This window comes from Paenibacillus koleovorans NBRC 103111 (assembly GCF_004000845.1).
GTDB lineage: Bacteria > Bacillota > Bacilli > Paenibacillales > NBRC-103111 > Paenibacillus_AA > Paenibacillus_AA koleovorans.
Map to the genome: position 1 here is coordinate 1 of NZ_BIMA01000007.1, position 26,009 is coordinate 26,009.

The window sequence follows — 26,009 nt, forward strand, 5'->3', positions numbered from 1 at the left end:
GATCTTCCCTGATGGTTTTTCTTAAAAGCCAATTTTAGTGTCAAATGCAATGCCGAAACAGTTCCTTCTACTTCAAAACGGAACCCGTTACAATTGGTGAAGGGTCTTCTTTTTTATAGATGCGAGCTGTTGCGACGATAAGCAGATGGCGATATTTGAAAATATTGTTTGAACGCTCTTGTGAACGAGTACAAGTTCGGATACCCGATCGTGAGCGCGATCTCGGAAACGGAGGCATCCGTGTCCAGCAGCAGCTGCTTCGCCTTGTTCATGCGGATTTGCCGTAAATAATCGGCCGGCGGGACGCCGACTTGACGGGCGAATGTATCGGAGAAATACGACCGGTGTAACCCGGCATAATGCGCAACCTGCTGCACCGTAATGCCTTCCAGCGCATGCAGCTCCATATAATCCACGCATCGGCGAATCCAGCCGTAGCCATCTGATGCCGTTTGTTTATCGGAGGCCACATCCGGGATCAGTTGGGCTAGCAGCTTGAGCAGCAGGCTTTGCAGCTCCAGGGACAACGCTGTTCGAACCGTCGCAACGGCTTTCAACGCTTCATAGAGCCGCTCTAGCGTTTCTTCGACGGATGTGTTATAAGCGTTGTGAAGAAACGGAGCTTCGGATGTCAACCCAGTCAGCTCGAGCAGCGATTTGACTTTCGGCCCATCCAGCGCCAGCCAACGAAGCTGAAGGGGAGGCTCATGCTCAGGCGACAGCCTGTAGTAGCAGTACGATTTTCCTGGGTACAAGCAGAACAAATCGCCTCTCCGCAAGTCGACCCGACCATCCCCATACTCGACCCGAATCGCCCCATCGAGGACAAAATGCAAGCTGTAACACTCGATCCGCCGCGGACCGACTCGATAGTCGGGTTTGGCCACATTGCGACCGGCCCGCAGCGGCCATAGCTGCCATTCCTTATCCATGCCGGACGGCGTGTAGTAGATAAAATCAGCAAACTCGAACTCAGATTCCTGCATCGGGAACTCGCCCCTAACAAAATGATCATTTCGATCTGACATGCTGCTATTTGTTGTTTGAAGCCGATTCGTTATAGTTTAAGAGACGGCCTAATCGTCAATCCCTTTTCCTTCGAGAATTTTCGGCATGTATTTTTCGATTCTGGCTTCGCGCGTCTTCGCTTGTTTGGCTTGAGCAAAGTGGAGCAAATATCCTTTTTGCCTTCCAGGCGTCAAACCTTCGAAAGCCTTTTTCAAGGCCGGCAGCTCGTCGAGCTTCGTCCGGAATTCTTCCGGCATTTTGAACTCGGTTGTTGTCTTGAAGGTTACTTCCTTGCCTGACTTTTCAACCTCAATCGCATCTTGAATGTAGGCTTTCAACACCGGCTTTATCGCCGCGATTTCGCGCACACTGGTGAACCTGATTTGGCGCGCCGATTGCACATTTTCCGTCTGCTGAATCAAAATGCCTTGAGGATCCTGCAACAAAGCCCCTTTGTGGAACAGCAGCGCGCAGTATTCTTTGAACCCGTGAATCAGCACGATGTTTTTATCTTGAAACATATAACAGGGATGCATCCATTTGATGTCCTCGGTCAGCTCGCAATCCAGCACGATTTCTCTAAGCAATTCGAATTCTTCTTTCCACGCCTTAGCCTTGCGCATAAATCCATCCACCTTAGGATTCCTTATTGCATTCGACATCTTGGTTCACTCCTTGTTAGGCAATCTCGATTTACTAGTCTATTTTACTACGAAACGGAGTCGATGGGGATGAAAAAGAAACCTAACATTTTGCTAATCACGAGCGATCAGCAGCATTGGAACACGATCGGGGCGTTCAACCCGGAGCTGTCTACGCCGAATCTGGATCGATTGGTGAAGGAAGGGACGACGTTCCACCGCGCCTATTGTCCGAATCCGACATGTACGCCTAGCCGGGCGTCGATCATTACGGGAATGTACCCGAGCCAGCATGGTGCTTGGACGTTAGGAACGAAGCTGCTTGAGGATCGACCGACTGTTGGGGAAACGTTCAATGATGCCGGGTACAAGACGGCGTTGATCGGCAAAGCCCATTTTCAACCGTTAAAATCAACCGAGGAATATCCTTCGCTGGAAGCTTATCCGGTGCTGCAGGATATGGAGTTCTGGAAGCAGTTTCATGGACCGTTTTACGGATTCGACCATGTGGAGCTGGCGCGCAATCATACGAACGAAGCGCATGTCGGTCAGCACTACACCCTCTGGATGGAGGAGAAAGGCTGTACAAACTGGAGAGATTACTTTTTGCCGCCGACCGGTACGATGGACCCTGAGCATACGTTCCACTGGCCGATTCCGGAGGAGTACCATTATAACACTTGGATTGCCGAGCGGACGAATGCGATGCTGGAATCGTACAGGGAGAGTGAAGACAGCTTCTTTTTGTGGTCCAGCTTTTTCGATCCGCATCCGGAATATTTGATTCCTGCACCGTGGGACACGATGTACGATCCGGATACGCTCACCATTCCCGCGGTCGTACCTGGGGAGCATGAGAATAATCCGCCGCATTTCGGCATGACACAGGAGGAGCGGCCTGATTTCTCGCATCTGCGCGAATCCGGCTTCGGCATCCACGGCTACAGCTCGCACTTGAACTATGGCTATGGGAAAAAGCAGCGGTTGTCGGAGGAGGACCGGAAAAAGCTGGTAGGCGTCTATTACGGCATGATCAGCATGATGGACAAATATATCGGCTATATCCTCGACAAGCTGGAGGCGCTGGGGCTGGCGGACAATACGATTGTCATGTTCACGACGGACCATGGCCATTTCTTCGGACAGCACGGCTTGCAGGCGAAAGGCGGGTTCCACTATGAGGATCTGATCAAGCTGCCGTTTATCGTGCGCTACCCGGGCCATGTGCCGTCCGGTCGCGAGTCCGAGTCGATTCAGTCGCTGGTCGATTTGGCGCCGACGTTCTTGTCGTTCTGCGACATTCCGGTGCCGCGTGCGATGACGGGGGTTGATCAGAAGGAGATTTGGACGGGGGAGAAGGAGCAGGCGCGGGATCATGCGATCTGTGAGTTCCGCCACGAGCCGACGACGATCCATCAGAAAACATATGTGGATCGCCGCTACAAGCTAACGGTTTATTACAATCAGACGTACGGAGAACTGTTCGATCTGCAAGAAGATCCGGGCGAGCTTCGCAACCTGTGGAACGACCCGGCGAGCAGGGAGTTGAAGACCGAGCTGTTGCTGCGCTATATTTGGGCGGAGTTGGGGAAGGAGCCGCTGCCGATGCCGCGCATTTGGCATGCTTAGTTGAGATTAGGTTGTTAGAGCGGGTGGCCGTGGGGGCGGGGGGAGTTTCAGCGGCCATTTGGCTCAATCAGGAGCCGCTGAGTACCCAAGTAAACAGATAAGGAAGCAAATTTCGCAGGTTTGGCGACAAAAGGAGCTGCTGAGTACCTAGGTAAACAAAACGCGAAGCTGGCTTCGCAATTTGTTTACTTGAGTACTCAGCTTGCTGCTGCAGGGCTGGGTTTGCGAAATTCGGTATCCAGACTGGATACTTGAGTACTCAAGTGGTTCATAAGACTGGCCAATAGAGCTCACCGCAACCAATCCAGCTAGATCCGCCAAGTAGACCAAATATTACTCTTCATTGCCCCCGACCGTCCGCTTGACCCGCCACTAACTCCATCTTCACAGTAACCGTAACGTTTCACCGTCACGTCACATAGTAATACCCATAAAGAAAACCTCTGGAGAACGTTCACCAGAGGTTTTTTCATTTAATTTACTTCGACCCGCACTTCGTTCGGGCGGTACACCGCCACCAGCTCGCCTGCCGCGTCGGCGGCGAACAACACCGAGCGCTCGCTCTCGAGCGCAAAGACATAGCGGCGCCCCGTCACGGGGTCGCGCACTTCAATCGGCGTGTCGACGCCCGACTCCGACACGAACACATACACCGCGCCGGCCGCGAAGCGGAGCTTCCGCCCGTACACGCCGGCCGCGCCGCCGCCTTGCAGCCACTCGAGCTCCGCCGCTACGCCGGCTTCGTCGAGGGCGAGGGCGTAGACGGCGCGGAGCGTGTCCGTGCGGTCGCTCAGCTCAATCGGCAGCGGGCACCAAATCAACCGTCCCCGGCCGACCGGGACGACCGTCACTTCCGCCGCGCGGCGTCCCGCCTGGCCGACGGGCAGCTCCTTCACCAGCTCGGCGATGCGCCGAGCGCCGAAAGAGACGGGCCACGTGCGGTCTCCTAGCTGCAGAGACTCCTCGCGCAGCACGTTGCCGAGCTCCGTAGGCCCCACAAGCTCGGCCAGCCGTTGAACCGGCTGCCAGTACGCATCCAGGCTGACCGGCCCGGTGAACAGCAACGTTGCTCCCGATTCCTGAACGTAAGCCAGCAGCCGCTCCAACGCTTCATCGCTGAAATTGTGAGCGCTAGGCACGATGATCAGCTTCGGCAGCTCTTGATCGGTCCCCGCACCCGCTCTCGCATTCGCCTCTGCACTAGCACCTGCACCCGCTCTTACTCCAGCACCCGCAAGTGCCTCTGCACTAGCACCTGCACCCGCTCCTACTCCAGCACCCGCAAGTGTCTCTGCTCCAGCACCTGCACCCGCTCCTACTTCAGCACCCGCATGTGTCTCTGCCCTAGCTTCAGCATTCGCCCCTGCTCCAGCCTCCGCAAGCGCCCCTGCACCTGCAATCGCATCCACATCCACCATCAATGCATCTAAGTGATACTCGCTAAGCGCACGGAACGGCACATTCATCTCATAGCTCAGCACGCGCGTCATTCGCGAGGTGGCGTCGAAGGCAAGCTTCCGATTCGAGAAATCGTTCGAATACGGGTACACTGCCGCCACTTCTTCCAACGCGCGCCTTTCGAAGAGATGTCCCGCCTCGCGCATGAACCGGCCGAAGTCATAGGACACGTTCGCCTCCGGCTTCTCCGTGCCGTCCGCTCGCAATGCGCCGATATTGGACTCATTCACATTGTCCATGTAGAAATTCGTGTTCCAGATCCATTGCACGGCGCCGGCTCCTCCGGTGGCGAACGAGTAAGCATATTTCCGCTCTAGAATGTTGCGAAGCTCCATTTCGCTCCGTTTGGCTCTGCCGTCCGGCGTCTCCACGTACATAATCCCGGTTTCCTGCACGAGACAAGGCTTATCCGCCGCTTTGGCGAAAATGCCGTCCCACACGAGCTCATCGTTTTTCCACCACGAGTGCACTGTCGTGTAATCCACCGCTTCCGCGTAGAACAGCGGAGACGGGCGTTGCGCCGCCAGCCCCTCGTCCTGGCCGACTGTGACGAGCTGAGCAGGCTGATTCGCGCGAATGGTTGCCGTGAGCTCTCGAGCCCAGCGGTTGTGCATCTCCATCGTGAACAGCGTATAGTCCAGCCACGGCGCGCTTTTCTTCGCTCGCGCCATATCCTCGGCATGCAGGCTGATGTCGCGCTCTTCAGGCAGTTCAACCGATTCGTAGTCCGGCAACTGCTCCGGCGTCATGTTCCAACGCTCCTGAAGCTCCTCGATCGAAGCGTGCCGCTCGCGAATCCATTGCCGAAACGCCGCTCGCTCGAACGGATCCTGCGCGGAACGCGGGCCAGCGAAAATCCTCGAAGGATCAAACATCGAAGGCTCGTTGATCAAGTCCCAATGCACGTTTTTGCTGAAGCGATGGCGAGAGACGACAGCGGCGATAAACCGTTTCTGAGCCTCCACGCTGCGAGGATCGAGATAAGGATTGACCCCATCCCATGCCTCCGGTGTAAACGCGAAGAAATTGAACGTCACCTCGAGGTCATGCCGCTTAGCCGTCAAAATAAACGCATCGATCGCACGCAGCACATCCTCATTCGGATGCCCGTCCAGAAAGCTGATCGTGCGCCATGCGGTCCAAATGCCGGTCCGGATCAAATTGATGCCGGCCTTATTCATTTGCGCCATATCCCGGTCCCACACGGAGACGTTCGGCAAGTACAGAAACCGGCGGGCTACGTCCGACGTCATATATGTCATGCCCACGATCGGAAGAGGTTTGCCGTTTTTGCGGAAATAGTCCCGGTCGCAGGTCAGAAACTCCCCTTCCTCCAGCAGCTCGCGATCGAAGCCCCAGAACCCTTGGCTCAGCCGGCGTACTTCTCCTTCGGAGGAAGTAACGGTCCCTTGCAGCTCATAGTAGCCCGCCTTCAGCGCCACGGGGATCGTCTCGCGGATATAAGCCATTTCCCGGCCGACCTGCAGCTCCCATTTCGCCGACCACACATCTCCCGTCCCGTCGGGAGCCCGTAGCGCCAGCTCTACCCGCCACTTCTCATCACAAGAAGCCTTGTTCAACGCCTGCAGCTGCATGGTGAGGGTAGGACATTCCCCGGGATAATAGGAAGCGTAGTTCGGCTTCAGCCACATTTCCGTGACGCCGCGGCCTGCAAACGTCCCGAGCGTCTGCAGCAGCTCAGCCCCGCCGCCGTTCCAGAACCGGGCTGGCAGCTCTTGATTGATGAAGATCCAGCGGCCGCCGGCGAACGGACCCTTCGTATGCTCCAAGAGCACGACCGGAGCGGCTATTTCCCGACCTTCCGCCGAAATTCCGCGGAGCAGCGGATAAATATGCGCATCCATCGGCCCGCCGGACCCGCATTGCTCGGGATGGTCGCTTACGCGAGTCACATGAAGGATCAAGCTGAAGGTGGGAGCCGGCTCGAACAAAGCCGCATGTCCCTGGAAGACAGGGATCGATTCGGAAGCCGCCAACGAGCGGATCGGCGCCGGGTCCACCGCCATCGTTTCATGGATGTGCAGCTGCTGGTGGTAGGCGGTTTGCTCGCGTTCAGGCGTCCAACGCCCCTGCCGCCTCACTACCGGGATTTTGAAAGGAGCGCCGCCGGCATGCAGCAAGCCGCCGCCTCGACGGATATGAGTGAGAATGGCGGACCAGCTCGTCTTCGGAAAATACGGCCCGTGAAGTGTGGCAAAGCTCTTGTTCTCGCCCGCAAGGAGCGCTACAGCCAGCTCGTCAGCCCTAACAATTCGCAAGGACCCTCCCAGCGACTGGAGTGCCGCCGAGCTCGGGCGTTCGCCGGCATAAGGGAATGTTTCGTCGTAGAACAATAGCAGGCTCATCGTTTTCCTCCGCAACAGATAATAGTATAATCATATTGTTAGGTTTGTTAGGTTCAATAGCTGATGCTCGCCGATAATGTAGAGGATCCAGCTAAACGTGTCAATAGCAATAAAAGCTAATCGCGGGAACCGAAGGAGGAGTGTAAAATGAGGGACCATATTTCCATGCAGCAAATTGCCGATTCTCTCGGCGTATCGAAATATACAGTGTCTAGAAGCTTGGCCGGGAAGTCGGGTGTCAGTGAAGAAACGCGAAGCCGCGTATTGGAGCTGGCCAGGTCGCTTGGCTATCGGGGCGCAGGTGTTCCGATCCAGTCGTGCTCGAGCACAACAGGCGCCAACATATACTCTGCCGACGATCAGTCGTCCAAAGCCAAAGCCAACGCCGACAAACGGCCCTTCGTTACGATCTGGATGCAAGCGGAATACAGAGAGGAGCGCATGTTCTGGAGCAAGGTGCTCTCCGGCATCGAGGAAGGATGCGACCGCATGGGGTGGGAGCCGATCTTGCTCCAGCATCCCGATCAGCGGGAGCGCCCAGAAGACGATCCGGCCATAGCAACTAACAAGCACCGCTGGATCGGCCACATCATAGCCGGTGAATGCCCGGCGGCGATGCTGTTCGCCTGGAGCCGCGCCGGCGTACCGATCGTGCTCGTCGACCACGAGGAGCCGACCGTGCTCGCCGACTGCGTCGTCAACGCGAACATGCAAGGCGGCAGGTGGCTGGCCGCCCGATTGATGCTGGCCGGTTGCCGATCGATTGTGTTCCTCGGGAACGACTCGCATGCGGTCAGCTTCCGGGATCGGTGGCTCGGCTGCAAGCTGGAGCTGCAGGAAGCGGGCAAACGAGGAGAGGCGGTTATGCTGAAGAAGTGGACGATTCCGTATCGGCAGCGGGGCTGGGACAAGGTGCTGGCGCGGAAGCTGGAGCAGGCGGCGGAGGGAGGGCTGCCGGATGCCTTCATCGGCGCCAATGACGATATCGCCCTGCATGCTCTATCCTTGCTGACCCATCTAGAAATCGCAGTACCGGATAGCTGCCGAGTGGCGGGCTTCGACAATATCGAAACGGCTGCACACTCCTCGCCGTCACTCACTACAGTCGATTTCGGTAAAGAGCTGCTCGGTCTTCGAGCCGTCGAGCAGCTCGTGCAGCGCAGAGCGCATCCGGCACGACCGGCGGAGAAAATCACTGTTGGAGCCCGCATCATTGCCCGGCAATCCGGATAACCAATCTACTATGAGCTTGCAAAAATAGTTGTTGCCGAACGGCTGTCCATCCTTTACAATAAAAATGTGCCCGGGCACATACCGGGACGTGCATCGCCTAACTTGGCATGCATATTTTTTTGACACTGACCGTGCTCGGGCACGGAATTAGTCGAATGGAGGCAACTGTATGGCGACAGGCACGCAAAAGCGCGATTACAGCCTGCATGGGCCGGAGAGCGTCCGCGCGGTAGAGAGAGGGCTCGCCGGAGCCGACTGGTACGCAAGTCCGATTCCTCGGGCGAAGATGAAGGAACTGATGAAACGCAAAAACGGCCCCGCTATCCGGGACACGCTGATCCTGTTCTGCGCGATCGGCTGCGCCGGCTATTTGGCGTTCCTGTCCTGGGGCACATGGTGGGCGGTTCCGGCTTTCCTGCTCTACGGCATCCTGTACGCTACACCGGGCGATTCCAGATGGCATGAGTGCGGCCACGGCACAGCGTTCAAGACACCCTGGATGAACGAGGTTATCTATCATATTTTCTCCTTCATGGTGCTGCGTTCCGCTACGCCTTGGCGCTGGAGCCATGCCCGCCATCATTCCGATACGTACATTGTCGGCCGCGATCCCGAGATTTTGCTGCAACGCCCGCCGATCATCAAGATCCTCTGGATGGAAATTCTTCATCTGTACGGCGGTCCGATCGAGCTCAAACGATTCCTGCTGCATGCGGTCGGCAAAATCGAGAAACAAGAGCAAGCCTACATCCCGCCGTCCGAGTACCGCAAGGTGTTCATCGAAGCATGGGTGTACATGCTGATCATTCTGGGCACAATCGGCGCCTGCATCTACACGGGCAGTCTGCTGCCGGCGATGTTCGTCGTCCTGCCGACGTTCTACGGCCCTGTCTTGATGCTCATGTTCGGCATTTCGCAGCATCTCGGTCTTTACGAGGATGTGCTTGACCATCGGCTGAATACTCGCACCGTCTATGTGAACCCTATTTTCCGTTTCCTCTACTGGAACATGAACTATCATATCGAGCATCATATGTTTCCGATGGTGCCGTATCACGCTTTGCCGAAGCTTCACCAGGAGATGAAGGGGGATACGCCTGAGCCTTCGCCGAGCCTGTACGCTGCGCTTAAGGAAGTGTTCGTGGCGCTGCGCAAGCAAAAGAAAGATCCGAGCTACGTCATCGTACGACAGCTGCCTCCGACGGCTAGACCTTACAAATACGGCCTGGACTATCAGCCCCCGATTAGGAGCGACATCTCATGAGCGAGCAATGGATTGAAGCATGCGGCGTGGAGGAAGTAGAAGTGGAAGATGTGATGCGGTTCGACTACGGCGATCGGACATTCGCCATTTATCGGACGGATCGAGGAGACTGGTTTGCGAGCGATGGTTTCTGCACGCATCAGAACGTTCATTTGGCGGACGGACTCGTCATCGGCACGCAGATCGAATGTCCCAAACATAACGGAAGGTTCGACATCCCGTCGGGAGCGGCCAAACGCAGACCGGCCTGTGTCGATTTGCAGACTTATTCGGTGAAGGTGGCGGAAGGCAAAGTATACATTCTCGTATAAAATGCGCCTTGTCTTGAAAAGCCCCGTCCGTTCCTTCATAATGTAGGCAAACTGCTGCACGCCAGAAATGGAGCGACGGGAATGACGGTAACGATTCGACAAATCGCGGAAAAAGCGGGCGTATCCCGAGGCACGGTGGATCGGGTTCTGAATGGGAGGTCCGGCGTCAAGCCGGAAGTCCGGGAGCGCATCATGGAGATTGTGGACGAGCTGCAATACGTGCCGAATTTGGCGGCCAAGGCGCTAGCCTTCAACAAGAAGCCCGTACGGATCGGCATCGTCCTGCCGCCGCGGGACATTACATTTTTCGAACAGATTACTAGCGGCATCCAGGCGGCCGCCGATGAGCTGCAGGGGCTAGGCATTCAATTGGACTACTTATATGCAGACAATCGCCGGGTCGAAGCCGGAGCCGCCGCGATCCGACAGCTGATCGACGAAGGCGCCAGCGGCATCCTATACGCGATGATGGACGACGACCTGATCCGCGCTCATATCGATGAAGCGGCAGAGCTCGGCATCCCGGTCGTGACGATGAACTCGGACGTGGAGCAATCGAAGCGGATCTGCTTCGTCGGCCAGGACCTGAAGAAAAGCGGCGTCATCGCGGCGGGATTGATGCGGCGTATGCTGCGAGGTCCTTCCCGGGTGCTCGTCATCACGAGCAACCTGCAATTTCACGCCCATCGCGCCAGAGTGAGCGGCTTCCGCGAAGGAATTGCAGGCAGCCGGATTCATATTGAAGCGGTGATCGAAAGCTTTGATCGTTACGAGGATACGTACAACAAAGTACTCATGCAGTTGAAGTCGGATTCGAACGTGGACGGCATCTATATGGCGACGGGACATATCGGTGGATGTCTGGACGCCGTGCGCAATGCCGGATTGGCCGGCAAGCTGCGGTTCGTCTGCAACGACATTATCCCGGAAGTGGAAGAGGGCATGAAGCAAGGCATCATCGACTTTACGATTATGCAGAACCCGATGCAGCAAGGCTATCGATCGCTGCGCATCTTGTACGATCTGCTTCTTACAGGGAAAAGGCCGGACGCCGAATATTACTACACGGAGACCAGCATCGTCATTCCGGAAAGCCTGTAACAGCGGCCCCTTGCTTCCAGCGTTTTGACTCCCGGTGAAATCGCACAGCTGTCCACGGCGGTGTGACCGGAAACGCTGTAGCTGCCTGCAACAATAACAACTATATGAAGAGCCTGACGGGGTGCCTTACATACCGTTCAGGTTCTTTTTCTTGTCTACGGCACATGACTGATGCTCGGCACATTCGCACTTAGCACTCATTCCTATGCTGGGCGGACGCTGGCTGATATTGCCTATTTACCTGCCAGGCGGGCAAAGGTAAGCTAAGGGCAATCCTAGGGGAATTCCATCGCCGCTTGCCGCCCGTTTCATCCACCAAGTAGACCAAATTTCCCCTACATCTCGCTCAGCCGCCCGCTGTTCTACCAGACATGTTTGTATTTCTTTCTTTCCACACGTATACCAGCCCGTTTCCAATCCCATCCTGTTACTAACTAACTAGAATCGAGGGATGTGCATGATGAGCAAATGGTGTTGGAGAGCGGGGGTTACCACCGTATTAGCGATGTTGCTTCTTCCCGCAGGAGCTGCGTATGGGAGCGAGATACCCAGGAGCGCCAAGGCAAGCTTGAAGCAATTGTCGGAACAAAGCGGAGGCGCGCTTGATGTGGAGTGGAACGATTCGACGGGGACGCCGCGATTGTTGAAGGGCCGGCTTAGCGCACCATCCGAGCATACGCCGGAGTGGATTGCCGGTGAGTTTGTACGCGACTATAGAGCGCTGTATGGCTTGAGCGATCCGGACCAGGAGCTGGTCGTGAGTGCGGTGGACCGCAGCGATCCGGAGCATATTCGAGTTCTGGTTCGTCACGAGCTACTGCATACGCCGGTTTGGGGAGATACGCTTCGGATGGAAATCAATCATCAGGGTGTCATTCAACGAGTAGAAGGCGAGATCCATCCTGAGCTGGCGAAGCAGTCCCTTCAGCAGATCATGCGGCAGACTTTCTCCGAGGAGCAGGCGATCGCCGTTGCTGAAGCTTACATGATAGAACGTCAACTAAGCAGAGCCGCCAGCAAACCAGACGTAGCGCGCTACTATTTGCCGACGAGAGCGGGGACGCCGCTTGTTTATGCCGTGCGATTCGCCCCTGCACAACAAGAGGGCACGGACGGAGGACGATTGGTCCTCGTACATGCCCTGACATGCCGCGTTATTCATGATGAACCGATTCGCTTCGGACAATCCGTTACCAAGGCGCCTTCTGACCTACAGCCAGCTCCGTAGGCACGCCGTCCAGGTAGCCGATGATTTCTTGCTGCAAGTCTTCGACCGTTCGGTGATCGTCCTCCAGGAAGTGATCGATCCACTTCTTGCCGTAGCGGACGTGGTTCACTTCCTCCGACCAATCGATGTCGGCGAACAACTGGGAACGGGCATCCCCTTGCTCGCCGTAATAGCGGACACGCACGCTTTTACGCGGCATGAAGTAAATTTCGAGTCCCAGCGTCAAGTAGCAGAACCGGTGCAGCAAGGGCATTTTGCGGGATTGATCGAATAGCAGCATGTTGACGACCGACGGCTCGACGCCGATTTCGCGCAGGCGGATCGCCCCGAACTCGGCATGGCGCACCTCATCCCAGAAATGATGGGCAATGTCCATGAAGTACTGCCGCGGCGCCGAAAGCTTCCAAGAGTCATAGATAACTGTAGCGAGCAGGGCGGCCGCATAAAATTCGTTGAAATACACCTGAAACTCGCCGATGCGGCGTTCTTCCATCGGCTGGTTCAGCTTGCCTTCATAGCTCCCCAGGTCGCCATGGCGGATACGCTCGTCGAACAAGATCGAAGAAGGCCACGGGAACAGGGGAACGTCCGCGGGCCTCACGACAGAAGCGGCGTCGGCGGGAGGTTTGCCCGCAATTCCGCCGGCCGCCTCGAGTAAGCCGCTCAGGTAGCCGACCCAGCCGGCCGCCCCCGGCTCCTCGCCGGCCGCCCCCGCGCGCAGCGCGGCCAGCTCGTCGCGGCCGCGCTGCACATCATCCGCGTGCCGACGCAGCACGCGGATGTCCAGGGCGTTCGCCGCGGAATCCGCGCGGCGAACAAACTCGCTGTACGCGCCTTCCAGCTGCGCGTACATCAACTGCAGGCCGGCCAGGAAGCTGTCCGGCCCCTGCGCGTGCACGAGCTGCTCGCACAGCTGCTCGTAGCCCGGATCGAGGTTCACGTCGCGGTTGCCGCCGCGTAGCTCCTCGAGCCGGCCTTGCAGCTCGTAAGCGCGCTCCGCATGCGCGTAGAGCAAATACCCGAGACGCAGCTTCGTCTCCCAACGCGGGGTGCGCAGGAACCAGCCGGCCAGAGCCCGTACGCAAGCGTGCTCCGTATAGGCGTAGCGGCGAAGCTGCTCCACCGTCTCGCTGATTGTCCATCCGATTGTTGTTGTCATAGAAGTATCTCTCCTTAAAAATAAATTGCTGTTCTGCTCTGTCACCCAACCACTTTGTTGTAATTTACAATTAATTATAGATCGATCCGCTCGCTCTGGCAATACAAATCTTGCGCACATTAGCATAGGGGTTGGACAATTTCAAAACAATAATGGTAAAATGGGCATACCTTTCTACCAACTACATGATCTGAAAAAACAACAAACTGACATAAACAGATTCAAATCGAGGTGGGTTCCAGTGGATACGAAGCAATACTCAGGCAACCATTCGTTCCTGAAAGAACTGAACATCATCACGACATTGCGGCTGATTCGCAGCCAGAGGCTGATCTCGCGGGCGGAGGCGGCGGAGAGGCTCGGCCTGAACCGCAGCACGATTACGGCGATCGTGAACGAGCTGCTCGAGCAGAAGCTTGTACAAGAAGTGGGTGTCGGCACCTCGAAGGGAGGACGTCCGCCAACGCTGCTGCAGTTCAACGGGGATGCCGCCTACACGGTGTGCCTGGATTGGAAGCTGAAACGAGTGAAGCTTCACCTGACGAACATGTCGGGGGACCCGATCGTCTCCGAGACATTCGAGGCCGACGACCTATCATCGGGACTTTACGATCCGATCGAGATGGCCATAGCCATCGCCGACTCCATCGAAAAGCTCCTCAATCAACTGCCAGCCAAGCCGCTGGGCTTAATCGGCATCGGCATCTCCGTGCCGGGCATCAACGACGGCGGCTTCGTGAGCTCGTACACGCTGCAATGGGACAAAGTGCCGCTGCAAAGCTTTTTCGCGGAACGATTCGACTGCCCGGTCGTGCTGAACAACGACTCTTATGCCGGTCTGCTTGCCGAGCATCATGCCGGAGCGGCAGCGGGCGAATCGGATGTGCTGTATGTGCGGATCGGGCAAGGACTAAGTGCGAGCATGCTGCTGAACGGACTGCCGTATCAAGGGAGCGAAGGCTTAGCGGGGAGAATCGGGCATACGGTCGTGCAGGTGAACGGGAGGCGTTGTGCGTGCGGGAGCCGTGGCTGCTGGGAGACCTATGCGTCCGAGCGGGCACTGCTGCACCGATACGCGGAGCTGAGCGGAACAACTGCAACGATTGAACAATTCGTCCATTTCGCGAAACAGTCCGAGCCCCACGCGATTACGGCGCTCCATGAGATGAGCGAGTATTTGGGCGTCGGGATAGCGAACGTTATCAACCTGTTGAATCCGGCGGTCGTGCTGATCGGCAGCGAGCTGGACGAGCTGCATCCGCTCATGCAAGGGACGCTTGAGCGGACCATGCAGCAGTCGGCGCTCCTGTTCCTGCGCCGCCATGTGCGGGTGCAGTTCGCCGGCTTGAGCGGGGGAGACAGCATCCGCCGGGGAACGGCGGCGATGGTGCTGGACAAAGTGTTCACGCCGCCGCATGTGAAGAGCTAAGCGCGGTCCCCCACGGCATGGGTGTTCCGGTAATCGGTCGCGCTCAAGCCGGTCGTCTCCTTGAACACTCGCGTGAACGAGCGGAAGGAGGAGAAGCCGACGTCGTAGGCGATTTCGGACACGGACATATCGGTTGCGGCGAGCAGGCTGGACGCTCTTCGCACGCGCAACAAATGCAAGTATTCCAGGAAGTTTTTGCCCAGCAGCCGTTTGAAGGCGCCTCGGACCGTATAAATGCTCACCCCGAACTTGGACGCCACTTGCTCCAGCGACAAGCTGTCCTCGAGGAAATGCGTGTTCACATATTTGATGAAATCCCATTCCTGCGATTGCGAGACGACCGGATGGCTTAGCTCCGAGAATCCCGGGTGGCTGCGGAAAAACAAATAAACCGCCTCCAGCAGCTTGATTCGCATCAGCCCGTGTTTGCCGAGCCGGTCCGAGCGATGTTCGGTTATGAGAGCGGTCAGCACGTCTTGCATCGATTCGAACGCCTTCGGCGCCAAGTCATAGGTCGACACCAGCTCCTCGGACAGCTTGATCAGCCATTGGCCGATTTCCGCGAACTCCGGCTGGAACAGCAGGTTGACGTCGAACATGACGGTGAATTTTTCAATGGATGCCCCTGCCTCGAGCCGCATCGCATGCAGATGATGGGGGAGTAGGAGGCTGATGCTTCCTTTTGTAAGCGGATACTCAATGCCGTTGATGATGCCGGTGCCTTCGCCTTGAGTCACAAACGAGATTTCTACGAATTCATGGTGGTGGTTAGGATAGCCGTGCATCAGGCGGAAATGCGTGGCGAACAACGGCAGCTCGCCTTTTTTGAATTGATGGAGACCAAGGTTGTCCTGGAAGATCGGGAAGGTTGTCATAGTAGGCTCCTAACCGGCGATGAACCGGGCATGTACTTTCTCTACGCCCATTGTAGCAATTTTTGACCTGCATTAACATCCTTTTTGGCGCGTATCGGGTCTTGTCCAGTACTATAATGAAGGCAAACTTGGGGATGACAAAGGGGATATGGCGATGAGCACTCAACAACTGGCAATTCAAGGCGGACCCAAAGCGAAAACGACTCCTTTCGGCACCGGCAAACGGTTCGGCTTGGAGGAAGCGCAGGAGCTTCTGGAAGCGCTGGAGCAGAACACCCTGTTTTACCATTTCGGTAAAAAGGTGAAAAAGTTTCTGGCCGACTTCAACGAGCTGTATGGAGTGAAATATAGCGTGGCCACTACTTCCGGTACGGCCTCGATCCACGTTGCCCTTGGCGCTGCAGGCGTCACCGTCGGCGACGAAGTCATCACGAGCCCGATTACGGACCAAGGTACGCTGATCGGGATTTTGTATCAGAACGCCATTCCGGTATTCGCAGATCTGGACCCGCACACGTACAACATGACGCCGGAGACGATCGAAGCGAAAATTACCCCGCGCACCAAAGCGATCGTCGTGGTCCACTTGGCCGGCAACTCGGCGGATATGGACGCGATCATGGCTATCGCGCGCAAGCATAACGTCAAAGTGATCGAGGACTGCGCTCAAAGCTACATGACCCGCTACAAAGGCAAGCTCGTGGGTACAATCGGCGACTACGGCTGCTTCAGTACTAATGATTTCAAACATATTTCGACCGGCGACGGCGGGATCGTAACCGTCAACTCCGGCGACGAGCAAGATTTCATGGCGACCCATGCGTTCGCGGACAAAAACTTCAAACGTTTCGGCGACGCCGTTCAAAAAGATCTGCATTTCCTCGCGCCGAACTATCGGATGACCGAGCTGCAAGGCGCCGTAGGCATCGCGCAGCTGAAGAAGCTGCCTTGGATCTGCGAGCAGCGCCATAAGTACGGCGACCGCATCACGCAAGGCATCAGCGGATTGCCGGGCATCCAAGTGCACCAAGTTAATGAAGAGAATTATTGCTCCTACTGGTTCTACATGCTCCGTCTCGATGTGTCCGAGCTCACTTGCACGCGCAAGGAGTTCAGCGAGGCGCTGGCAGCCGAAGGCATTCCGAACCAAGCGGGCTATATTGCCGCCGTTATGTATATGCAGCCGATTTTCCAGAAGCGTCAAGCTTACTTAGGCAGCCAATTCCCGTTCGACATTACGGGGATTACGTACCACCAGGGCGATTGCCCGAACGGAGAAGCGATTCTGGAGACGGCGATCCGTTTCGGCGTCAGCGAGTTCTACACCGACGAAGACGTCGAGGATATCATCGCAGCGATCCGTAAGGTTTCGCTTCACTTCGCCAAGCAGCCTGCTGTCAGCGAGACCAAATAATGATTAAAGGCCGGTGTCCTTGGGACGCCGGCCTTTTTGCTATTTGCGGAACATCGACTTCACCACGAACCCGACATTGGCGGGACGTTCCGCGAGCCGGCGCATGAAGTAGCCGTACCAGTCGCGGCCGAACGGAACGTAGACCCGCATCTTGTAGCCCTCCGCGGCCAACTGCTGCTGCTGCCGGACGCTGATGCCGTACAGCATCTGGAACTCGAAGCGCGTCTTCGGGATGCCGCGTCTCGCCGTGAATTTTTTGACATGCCGGATGATCGCCTCGTCGTGTGTGGCCACCGCCGTATAATGCCCGTTCAGCATATGCCGCTCGATGATGGCGATGAAGTTCCGGTCCACGTCTTCCTTCTTGGGAAATGCGACTGCAGGCCGTTCCTTGTAGGCCCCCTTCACGAGACGCAGGTTCGGCGCTAGCGGCTTCAGCTTCTCGATATCGGCCCGGCTCTTGTACAAGTACGCTTGAATGACGATGCCGATCACGTTCGGACCGAATTCCTCGCGCAGCTGGCGGAACAAGTCCAGCGCCGGCTGGTTGTGCGAGTAGTCCTCCATGTCGATGCGGACGAAATTGCCGTATTGCCGGGCGCGCGACAGGATGGACCGCATATTGGCCAGGCACAGCTCCCGCGACAAGTCGAGTCCGAGCTGGGTCAGCTTGAGCGACAAGTGGGACTCCACCTTGGCCTCGTGAATGGCGTCGAGCGTACTGAGGCAGTAGCTCGTCGCTTCTTTGGCTTCTTCGGGCGTGGAGATGAATTCGCCCAGATGATCGAGTGTCGCCGCGATGCCTTGGGCGTTCAGGCGACGCACGCTATCGAGCGCCTCTTCCAGCTCCACGCCCGCGACGAAGCGGCTTGCGCCGAGCCGCAGCCCGTATTTTTTGGCCGCCCGATTGGCCCATTTATTTCTCGACAAGAAGAGCAGGGTGCTGCGCATTAACGATTCCATTCCATCGCTCCTGTTCCGCATCGGTCTTTGCCGTTTATTACTATCCTATGCGGTAGGAAGGCGCATCCTGCTTACTCTCTGGCGGATAAAGTTTCCCGCGATACTTCCGTGTGACGGCTCGGCCAAAAGGCATGGCGCCCCAGCAGCGTCGTGATCGCCGGCACGAGAAACGGCCGCACGAGGAACGTGTCCAGCAATACGCCGATAGCGGTAATCGTCCCGAACTGGACGAGCACTTGGATCGGCAACGTCGCCAATACGGCGAAGGTGCCTGCCAGGATAAGTCCGGCGGAGGTGATGACAGAACCCGTCTCGCGGACCCCTTCCCGAATCGCCTGGCGCAACGGCATCGTTTTGCGTTTCTGCCAAATGCTCGAGATCATGAAGATGTTGTAATCTTCGCCTAGCGCGACCAGGAAGACGAATGCGTACAGCGGGATGAAGCCTTGAATCGCATCGGTACCCATGAAGTGATGCAGGACGAGCCAGCCTAGGCCGAGTGCGGAGAAATAGGACAAGATGACCGTACCCATCAAATAGAGCATAGCCGTGACCGACCGCAAGTAAGCAAGCAATAAGAAGGCGATCAGAGCGATGACGATCGGGATAATGACGCGGTCATCGCGGTTGCTCGTCTGCTCGGTGTCGTACTGAGTGGCGGTTTGGCCGCCTACCCATACTTGCCGATCCGATTCCGCAATCCCTGCGGCACCTAGCGCCTGCTCCGCCTGCTGCTTCAAGTCGGGGATCAGCGCGGAGGCTTCCGACGAATACGGATTGAGGTTTAGCTTAAGTGTGACGGAAATAAGCTCGGTATTCGTTTTGCCTTTCTCAGGCTTCGAGACCGAAGCGGCGTAAGGCAGCTTGGCTAATGTTTCCTGCAAAGCCACCGGCTTGCCCTTCGTATCGACGATGATCTGGACAGGGGCTAATTCGCCCGGCGACAGCCGCTCTCCGATCGTGGCGAAGCCTTCTCGAGACGGCATGTCCTTCGGGAACGAAGAGAGAATATCGTAAGTGTATCGGATTTGCGTGGCATACCCGGCAAGCCCGCCAAGCAGCACAACAGTAACTATTAAGATGAGCCACGGCTTCTCGACGACAAGCGACCCGAGCTTGCGGCCGATACGGCCTTTCTCCCTAAGCTGGGGAATCGGCTTCCCGCGTTTCACCGCGCGCTCCCGGAGCATCTCGTCTGTCCGAGGCACGAACGGATAGAAGGAGCCGCGCCCGAAGATGGCGAGCAGCGCAGGCACCAGCGTCAAGCTGGCGATGCTCATGACGAGGATCGAAAGGCTGAACGGCACGGCGAACCGTTGGTACGCGCCGTACTCCGCGAATGCCAGCGCCAGCAGAGACAGCACAACCGTGAAGCCGCTCATCGCGATCGCGCCGGTCGAGCTGAAGAGCGCCTTGCGCAGCGCAACGCCTTTATCCCGCTCTTCGGTCAGCAGCTGGCGGAAGCGGGCGATGAGGAACAGGCAATAGTCGGTCCCGGCGCCGAACAGCAGAACGGTCATGATCGAGATCGACTGGGCGTCGATCGTAATCCAGCCGAGCTGCGCCAGCTTGCCGAGCACCGGGCTGATGACGCCGTAGGCGAAGGCAACGCCGACAAGCGGGATGAGCGCGAGGATCGGCGATCGATATATAAGTAAAAGCAACACCAGGACGAGCAGGACGGTGGAGAGCAACAGAGTGACGTCGGCGTTTTTGAACAGTGCCGTTGCGTCGACTTGGATTCCTACGGGACCGGTTATGCGAACGCTAAGTTCCGTTGAAGTGCGCTCGGCTTCGAACGGGTCACCGCCTGCGATCGCCTTGGCCTTCTCCTTGACGCTCTCTATGTTTTCCTTCAATATATCCGTATCGGCGTTCATGTTGAAGAAGACAGGTGTCACTAGCGTACTGCGATCGGCGGAAAGCTGCTCCTTCAGCGCAGGCAGCGGGATCTGGTGAAGCGGTGGAACGAAAGACGTCTCCGGCAGCGGCTCCTGTGCCAGAGATTGCAGCAGCTTTTGCGCGCTTTGCAGATCGGAGTCTGTTAATCCGCCGTCCCGGTGCCATACGAGCAAGGCGGGCACACCGGCCGTGCCGGGGAACTGCTCCTTCACGATCCGATCGGCTTGCACCGATGGGAACGACTCGTCCAAATTCGGCGCGTTGTTGATTTCCTGGCTGTTCACCGCGGGCCACAGCATGCTGAGCATCGCTGCGAGCACGACCCAGACGACTAAGGTGATCCATTTGGTGCGCGGACCTGCCACCCAATGGCCGAAACGTTGCAAGAATGGTTCTTTGTTCATAATCGGGCTGGAACCTCCTAGTGTTGAAATGATAATATTAATTATATATACCGGAAGGTTAATTAAACAAGCGCCAATTGTGTGAACGACCGAACGGGGAAGGAGTGTGCATAATGAAACCAACTATGAAACGATCTCCAGGTCGCCCGAAGCATAATTCGGAAGGGCCCACGGTAAGGGATTCCATCCTGAAAGCTGCCTCCTTTTTATTCATGGAGCGGGGTTTCGAGCATGTTTCGCTGGAGCAGATCGCCCAGGCATGCGGCGTTACTAAAGCTTCTCTCTACTATTATTTCAATAATAAAGCCACCTTGTTCGCAGCTGCCATCATACAGATGATGGGGAATATACGATTTTACACGCAGCAGCTACTAGAGCGGGAAGGGACGTTGAGGGAACGGATGAAGGCGGTGGCGGCCGCCCACTTGAGAACGCCTCATTTCGACTTCGAGAGCATGATGCGGGAAGCGAGAGGAGCGCTCACGAAGCAGCAGATGGCAGACATTCGTGAGGCGGAAGAATCGGTTCACGAGCTCGTAGCCGAATCGTTCCGTCAGGCGATGGAGCGGGGGGAAATCAACCGTGTCCGTCCGCTGCTCGCCGCGCATACGTTCGCTTCCGCGATGATGATCCGCAATCGGGGTTTTCGGGGACTGGCCGAAAACCCCGACGACGCGGCGGAAGAAATCGTGCAACTTCTGTGGTCGGGGCTGCTGCCTCGAAACGAAGAGGGGTAAGGAACGCCTCGGTCGAAGCCTGGATTAACGTTCGTGGAACAAGCCGGAAGCTTTCAACTGGGCGAAAAATTGCTCGAATTGCGGAATCGTAAGCTGCTGCTCCGCGTCGGACAGAGCGGTGGGCGGATCGGGATGTACTTCAATCATGATGCCGTCGGCCCCTGCCGCGAGCGCGGCCTTGGCACAGGGCAGCATAATCTCCTTGCGGCCCGTCGAATGCGCGACGTCGACCAGTACGGGGAGATGGCTCTCCTGCTTGAGCAGCGGCACGGCGGAAATGTCTAGCGTATTCCGCGTCCATTTCTCGTATGTCCGTATTCCACGCTCGATCAGCATCACCTGGCTATTGCCGCCGGCAACGACATATTCGGCGGCGTGCAGGAACTCATCCATCGTCGCAGCCAGACCCCGTTTCAGAAGAACGGGAATCCGCGCTTCGCCGGCGGCCTTCAGCAGCTCGAAGTTTTGCATGTTGCGCGCTCCGATCTGAATGACGTCGATGTACTGCTGGGCGAGCTCGATATGATTCGGGTGCACGATTTCGCTGATCGTGACGAGGTCGAATTCATCCGCCACCTCCTTCAAAATGCGCAGCCCTTCCACTCCAAGCCCCTGGAAATCATAAGGGGACGTGCGGGGCTTGAACGCTCCGCCGCGAATAACGCGAACGCCTGCCGCTTTCATAGCCGCCGCTACCGTGCGCACTTGCTCGTAGCTCTCGACCGAACACGGACCGGCTACCATCAGGTGAGCGCCGCCGCCAATCAAGATGTCCTTCGCCTGTACAACCGTATCTTCGCTTTGCCGTTTGCGGCTGACGAGCAGCTGTTTTCTGGCGTCCGGCTTTTGCAGCTCGAGCGACGCTTTGAAAATATGCTTGAACAGCTGTTTGATCGTCGCATCGTCGAACGGGCCTTCGTTCAGCTCCGCCAGCTCACCCAGCATTTGGTTTTCCCGTGCCGGATCAAATTTGGCCACACCTTGCGCTTCCTTTATGATTCCGATTTCCTGGGCAATTCGGCCTCTGCGGCTGAGTAACCCGAGCAAGTCTTTGTTGATCGCGTCCAGCTCTTCGCGCAGACGCTCCAGCTCCATGCTGCTCATATGTCCTCTCTCCTTTTCGAAGTTTTTGGTGAAAATAAAAAAAGGTCCCCATCCGACAAGGGACGGGGAACCGCGGTACCACCCTAATTAGCGCGTACGCTCCGAAGCCGGCAACAGCCAGAGGAACGACGCCTCACTTTAGCACGTTAACGGCGTGCGGCCGAATCGCCTCTACAGCCGCACGCCGGTTGGCGAACGGGTTCAAGAATCCGCTCCGGAGCGAACTTCGGCCGGCGTTTCCCTCAGCGCGCTCTCAGTCGGTGGCGCGCCGTCCCTGACAAGGACGTCTCGGCTTACTTTTCTCCGTCATCGCTTTGCAAATATATTGTATCCTACAATAAGTCGCCCAGCATGTCCTTGTCAAGCCCATTTACAAAAACTTGAAGGCGTATAGGCGAATGTCCGTGCAAACCGGGGCGAGCCGGAATACGATAGGGTAAACGGAAATTCCAGGATAGGAGCCCGGCTAATGAGTAAAAATCCGCGTATCATGGCGCTCGTGCTCGTGCTGTTTTTGCTATTAATCATCGCCTTGTTGTTCCTGATCGGGTGACGTGTCGGTTGCCTGATCCATCACACGCCAGCTTCTGCCCTACTCGCAGAGGCTTTTTTGTCGTACCTCCGCTTTGGATAACCCGCAAGTTCTTTACATATCCTAACATTCAAATTGCACAAGGAGCTGAACCCATTTGGCGAATTCATCCAAGCAGCCGACGCCCGCCCAGCAAAAATATCAACAGCTGGCCAAAAAAAACGAGCCGCCGCGCCCGATTCTGAAAAATTGCATTCGTGCCTTCTTGGCAGGGGGCGTGATTTGTCTGATCGGACAATGCCTGCGCGAGCTGTTCATCCATCAATTCAATTTCACGGAGAAAACGGCGGGCAACCCGACCGTGGCGATTCTCATTCTGATCTCGGTCATCCTGACCAGCTTGGGCGTCTACGACAAAATCGCGCAATGGGCCGGGGCAGGATCAGCCGTGCCGGTAACGGGATTCGCGAACTCGATGGCATCGGCGGCGATCGAGCATCGCAGCGAAGGGCTCGTGTTGGGCGTAGGCTCGAACATGTTCAAGCTGGCCGGCTCCGTCATCGTCTACGGTACGGTTGCGGCGTTCGTCGTCGGGATCGTCCATATGCTTCTGGACATAGGAGGGTAAGCGATGCTGAGAGGACAGCAAACATGGGTTTTCCATAACCGGCCTGTCATTATTTCCCGCGCGACGATCGTGGGCCCGGATGAAGGGGAAGGGCCGCTGGCCGCCGAATTCGACAAAGTCCATGAGGACAACAAATTCGGGGAAGATTCCTGGGAAAAATCGGAGCGCAAGCTGATGGAGGAGGCGGCCCAGCTCGCCTTGCAGAAGGCGAAGCTGCAGCCGGGCGACGTTCAGTTCTACATCGGCGGCGACTTGATGAACCAGATCATCAGCAACAGCTTCGCCGCGCGGACGCTCTCGATCCCGTACATCGGCGTGTTCGGGGCTTGCTCCACATCGATGGAGACGCTCGCGCTCGCCTCGATGCTCGTGAACAGCAAGTCGGCGAAGCATGCGCTGGCCGGCACATGCAGCCACAACTGCACGGCGGAGAAGCAGTTCCGCTATCCGACCGAGTATGGCTCTCAGAAGCCGCCGACGGCGCAGTTTACGGTAACCGGCGCCGGCGCGGCCATCGTGGCGGAGAGCGGAGACGGCCCGGTCGTGACAGCCGCGACGATCGGCAAGGTGATCGATATGGGCATCAAGGACCCGTTCAATATGGGGGCGGCGATGGCTCCGGCGGCAGTCGATACGATCCAGGCGCATTTCCGCGATATGGCGGTCCAGCCGTCGTACTATGATTTGATCGTCACCGGCGACTTGGCCTCGGTCGGGTATACGATTGCGAACGAGATGTTCACGCAGAACGGGATCCCGATGAACCAGACGAAGTACAAGGACTGCGGTCTGATGATCTACGACATCCAGAAGCAGAACGTGCAGGCGGGCGGAAGCGGCTGCGGCTGCTCGGCGACCGTCACGTACGGGCATATATTGAACCAGGTGGCCAAGGGCGAGCTGAAGCGGGTGTTGGTCGTGGCTACGGGGGCCTTGTTGTCGCCGTTGTCGTTCCAGCAAGGGGAGAGCATTCCATGTATCGCGCATGCCGTCTCCATCGAAAGCGGGGTGAACAGCTAACATGGATGGAATGCAGTTTGTTTGGGCGTTTGTCTTCGGCGGGCTGATCTGCGTGCTGGGGCAGCTCATGTTCGATGTGCTGAAGCTGACGCCGGCCCATACGATGAGCACTCTGGTCGTGCTTGGCGCCATATTCGACGGGATCGTGATCGGAGAGAAAAGCTTGTACGACCGGTTCATCGAGTTCGCCGGAGCGGGCGCGACCGTGCCGATAACGAGCTTCGGGGACGCCCTTGTGCACGGGGCGCTGGCGGAATACAAAATTCACGGCTGGATCGGGATCATCACCGGGATCTTCGACTTGACGAGTGCGGGCATCTCCGCGGCGATCATTTTCTCCTTCCTGGCGGCGCTGGTGGCCAAGCCCAAGGGGTAGACAGCTTTTTGGAACGCATTCGCTTGCTCTCAAGCGGATGCGTTTTTTTTGATCGCTTCAACCCGCGCCATTATCCGACAGTTACTTTTTACAAGTGCCTAATTTTGTTCGGAAAGCAATAGGCTGATAATACAAATTTTTCTGTAAGGACGGGTACTATACGGCTATTTTCAATTCCTGTAAGATAGAATCAGTACCCTTGTATCCTAATAATGACGAACGCCATGGTGGAGAGAGTGACTCAAAGGAGGAGCAGATCGAAATGGACGCATTGTTCAGCGAAGACGTACGCCTGTTGAAAGGAATTCAAGCCAATTTAAGCTCCTGTATTCTCGGTAAAGAAAAAGAGATCGAACTGCTGCTCACCGCGATGCTGGCCGGTGGCCACGTGTTGCTAGAGGACGTCCCGGGGACGGGCAAAACCTTATTAATTAAAGCGCTTGCAAGATCCATAAACGGTCAGTTCCGCCGAATTCAATGCAACCCCGATCTGCTGCCTACCGATATCACCGGCGTGTCCATATTCCACCCGAAGGAAGAGGAGTTTATTTTCCGTCCGGGTCCGGTTCAGACGAACATCCTGCTCGCCGACGAGATCAACCGCGCTACGACGAAGACGCAGTCCGCCTTGCTGGAAGCGATGGAAGAGCGTGCGGTCACGGTGGACGGCGTCGCTTACCACTTGCCGACCCCGTTCCTGCTGATGGCGACGCAGAACCCGATCGACTTCGAAGGCACGTATGTGCTGCCGGAGGCGCAGCTGGATCGGTTCATGATGAAATTTTCGCTGGGCTATCCGGATCACGACACGGAGAAAAGGATGCTGTTCGCCCAAGCAGGCGGCCATCCGGTCGACACGCTGCAGCCGGTAGTCGAGGTGCAGCGCGTGCTCGAGATGCAGAAGCGGGTCCGCGAAGTGCATGTCGACGACGCCGTCGCCGACTACGTGGTCTCGCTGACGCGCAAGACGAGAGAGCACACCTCCGTCCTGCTCGGAGCAAGCCCGCGGGCCACTTTGTCACTCATGCAGGCTGCCAAAGCCTACGCTTACGTCCAGGGACGCGACTACGTCATACCGGACGATATCAAGACGCTAGTGCCTAGCGTGCTTGGCCATCGTATGATTTTGCACTCGGAAGCCCGGATCGAAGGCACGACGCTTGACACCGTGTTCGAATCGATCTACTCCCAGGTGCGGGTACCGATTCGAATCGAGAAATGATTGTC

21 protein-coding genes are annotated in these 26,009 nt (G+C 56.9%); 13 read left to right on the plus strand and 8 right to left on the minus strand.

Features of this window, described 5'->3' with window-relative positions; genetic code table 11:
• Positions 1 to 113: 113 nt before the first annotated feature.
• Both PKO02S_RS03625 and PKO02S_RS03630 read right to left on the minus strand, forming a co-directional pair.
• Complete coding sequence (locus tag PKO02S_RS03625) at positions 114 to 986, minus strand: AraC family transcriptional regulator (RefSeq protein WP_127579731.1); 873 nt, start codon at positions 984 to 986, stop codon at positions 114 to 116.
• A gap of 90 nt (positions 987 to 1,076) precedes the next feature.
• The gene (locus tag PKO02S_RS03630) at positions 1,077 to 1,670 is read right to left on the minus strand and encodes a YdeI/OmpD-associated family protein (protein WP_127579732.1); all 594 of its coding nucleotides are present in this window, start codon (positions 1,668 to 1,670) and stop codon (positions 1,077 to 1,079) included.
• A gap of 69 nt (positions 1,671 to 1,739) precedes the next feature.
• Between PKO02S_RS03630 and PKO02S_RS03635 the strand changes: the two genes are divergently transcribed.
• Positions 1,740 to 3,278, plus strand: a complete 1,539-nt coding sequence (locus tag PKO02S_RS03635) for a sulfatase family protein (protein ID WP_127579733.1) — start codon at positions 1,740 to 1,742, stop codon at positions 3,276 to 3,278.
• A 473-nt stretch (positions 3,279 to 3,751) separates the two neighbouring features.
• On the opposite strand, the gene PKO02S_RS03640 is transcribed toward PKO02S_RS03635, so the two are convergent.
• Positions 3,752 to 7,102 (minus strand): alpha-amylase family protein, encoded by a 3,351-nt coding sequence (locus PKO02S_RS03640; RefSeq protein WP_127579734.1) that lies wholly within the window; start codon positions 7,100 to 7,102, stop codon positions 3,752 to 3,754.
• 147 nt (positions 7,103 to 7,249) lie between these two features.
• On the opposite strand from PKO02S_RS03640, the gene PKO02S_RS03645 reads away from it, so the two are divergent.
• The 5 genes from PKO02S_RS03645 to PKO02S_RS03665 all read left to right on the plus strand — a co-directional run bounded on the left by PKO02S_RS03645 (position 7,250) and on the right by PKO02S_RS03665 (position 12,239).
• Entirely contained in the window at positions 7,250 to 8,335 is a 1,086-nt protein-coding gene (locus PKO02S_RS03645) for a LacI family DNA-binding transcriptional regulator (RefSeq protein WP_127579735.1), read from the plus strand.
• A 169-nt stretch (positions 8,336 to 8,504) separates the two neighbouring features.
• Entirely contained in the window at positions 8,505 to 9,599 is a 1,095-nt protein-coding gene (locus PKO02S_RS03650; protein ID WP_127579736.1) for a fatty acid desaturase family protein, read from the plus strand.
• The gene (locus PKO02S_RS03655) at positions 9,596 to 9,910 is read left to right on the plus strand and encodes a MocE family 2Fe-2S type ferredoxin (RefSeq protein WP_127579737.1); all 315 of its coding nucleotides are present in this window, start codon (positions 9,596 to 9,598) and stop codon (positions 9,908 to 9,910) included. Before PKO02S_RS03650 ends, PKO02S_RS03655 begins: the two co-directional genes overlap by 4 nt.
• Positions 9,911 to 9,991: 81 nt before the next feature.
• Positions 9,992 to 11,011 carry a LacI family DNA-binding transcriptional regulator gene (locus tag PKO02S_RS03660; RefSeq protein ID WP_127579738.1) on the plus strand — a complete coding sequence of 340 codons (1,020 nt, stop codon included), beginning with the start codon at positions 9,992 to 9,994 and terminating at the stop codon, positions 11,009 to 11,011.
• 568 nt (positions 11,012 to 11,579) lie between these two features.
• A complete protein-coding gene (locus PKO02S_RS03665) occupies positions 11,580 to 12,239 on the plus strand; it encodes a hypothetical protein (RefSeq protein WP_127579739.1) in 660 nt (219 codons plus the stop codon).
• Here PKO02S_RS03665 and PKO02S_RS03670 read toward each other — a convergent pair.
• The gene (locus tag PKO02S_RS03670; protein ID WP_127579740.1) at positions 12,202 to 13,398 is read right to left on the minus strand and encodes a hypothetical protein; all 1,197 of its coding nucleotides are present in this window, start codon (positions 13,396 to 13,398) and stop codon (positions 12,202 to 12,204) included. The two genes, PKO02S_RS03665 and PKO02S_RS03670, sit on opposite strands and share 38 nt — an antisense overlap.
• Positions 13,399 to 13,639: 241 nt before the next feature.
• On the opposite strand from PKO02S_RS03670, the gene PKO02S_RS03675 reads away from it, so the two are divergent.
• Positions 13,640 to 14,827: an ROK family transcriptional regulator gene (locus PKO02S_RS03675; protein WP_164821277.1), complete on the plus strand. Its 1,188-nt coding sequence runs from the start codon at positions 13,640 to 13,642 to the stop codon at positions 14,825 to 14,827.
• On the opposite strand, the gene PKO02S_RS03680 is transcribed toward PKO02S_RS03675, so the two are convergent.
• Positions 14,824 to 15,702 (minus strand): AraC family transcriptional regulator, encoded by an 879-nt coding sequence (locus PKO02S_RS03680; protein ID WP_127579742.1) that lies wholly within the window; start codon positions 15,700 to 15,702, stop codon positions 14,824 to 14,826. The genes PKO02S_RS03675 and PKO02S_RS03680 overlap by 4 nt on opposite strands.
• Positions 15,703 to 15,856: 154 nt before the next feature.
• On the opposite strand from PKO02S_RS03680, the gene PKO02S_RS03685 reads away from it, so the two are divergent.
• A complete protein-coding gene (locus tag PKO02S_RS03685) occupies positions 15,857 to 17,116 on the plus strand; it encodes a DegT/DnrJ/EryC1/StrS family aminotransferase (RefSeq protein ID WP_127579743.1) in 1,260 nt (419 codons plus the stop codon).
• A 39-nt stretch (positions 17,117 to 17,155) separates the two neighbouring features.
• Here PKO02S_RS03685 and PKO02S_RS03690 read toward each other — a convergent pair whose 3' ends face one another.
• A complete protein-coding gene (locus tag PKO02S_RS03690) occupies positions 17,156 to 18,079 on the minus strand; it encodes a proline dehydrogenase family protein (protein ID WP_127579744.1) in 924 nt (307 codons plus the stop codon).
• A 71-nt stretch (positions 18,080 to 18,150) separates the two neighbouring features.
• Complete coding sequence (locus tag PKO02S_RS03695; RefSeq protein WP_127579745.1) at positions 18,151 to 20,385, minus strand: MMPL family transporter; 2,235 nt, start codon at positions 20,383 to 20,385, stop codon at positions 18,151 to 18,153.
• 113 nt (positions 20,386 to 20,498) lie between these two features.
• Between PKO02S_RS03695 and PKO02S_RS03700 the strand changes: the two genes are divergently transcribed.
• Entirely contained in the window at positions 20,499 to 21,122 is a 624-nt protein-coding gene (locus tag PKO02S_RS03700) for a TetR/AcrR family transcriptional regulator (RefSeq protein WP_127579746.1), read from the plus strand.
• A gap of 24 nt (positions 21,123 to 21,146) precedes the next feature.
• Here the strand turns inward: PKO02S_RS03700 and PKO02S_RS03705 are convergent, their stop codons facing one another.
• Complete coding sequence (locus PKO02S_RS03705; RefSeq protein WP_127579747.1) at positions 21,147 to 22,226, minus strand: bifunctional 3-deoxy-7-phosphoheptulonate synthase/chorismate mutase; 1,080 nt, start codon at positions 22,224 to 22,226, stop codon at positions 21,147 to 21,149.
• Between the two features lie 689 nt (positions 22,227 to 22,915).
• On the opposite strand from PKO02S_RS03705, the gene spoVAC reads away from it, so the two are divergent.
• The 4 genes from spoVAC (at position 22,916) to PKO02S_RS03725 (ending at position 26,004) form a co-directional block, all read left to right on the plus strand.
• On the plus strand, positions 22,916 to 23,386 hold the full coding sequence (gene spoVAC / locus PKO02S_RS03710) for a stage V sporulation protein AC (RefSeq protein WP_127579748.1): 471 nt from the start codon (positions 22,916 to 22,918) through the stop codon (positions 23,384 to 23,386).
• A 3-nt stretch (positions 23,387 to 23,389) separates the two neighbouring features.
• On the plus strand, positions 23,390 to 24,406 hold the full coding sequence (gene spoVAD / locus PKO02S_RS03715; protein ID WP_127579749.1) for a stage V sporulation protein AD: 1,017 nt from the start codon (positions 23,390 to 23,392) through the stop codon (positions 24,404 to 24,406).
• Between the two features lie 10 nt (positions 24,407 to 24,416).
• Entirely contained in the window at positions 24,417 to 24,782 is a 366-nt protein-coding gene (gene spoVAE, locus PKO02S_RS03720; RefSeq protein ID WP_127579816.1) for a stage V sporulation protein AE, read from the plus strand.
• A gap of 262 nt (positions 24,783 to 25,044) precedes the next feature.
• Positions 25,045 to 26,004, plus strand: coding sequence for an AAA family ATPase (locus PKO02S_RS03725; protein WP_127579750.1), 960 nt, complete (start codon positions 25,045 to 25,047; stop codon positions 26,002 to 26,004).
• Positions 26,005 to 26,009: the final 5 nt, after the last annotated feature.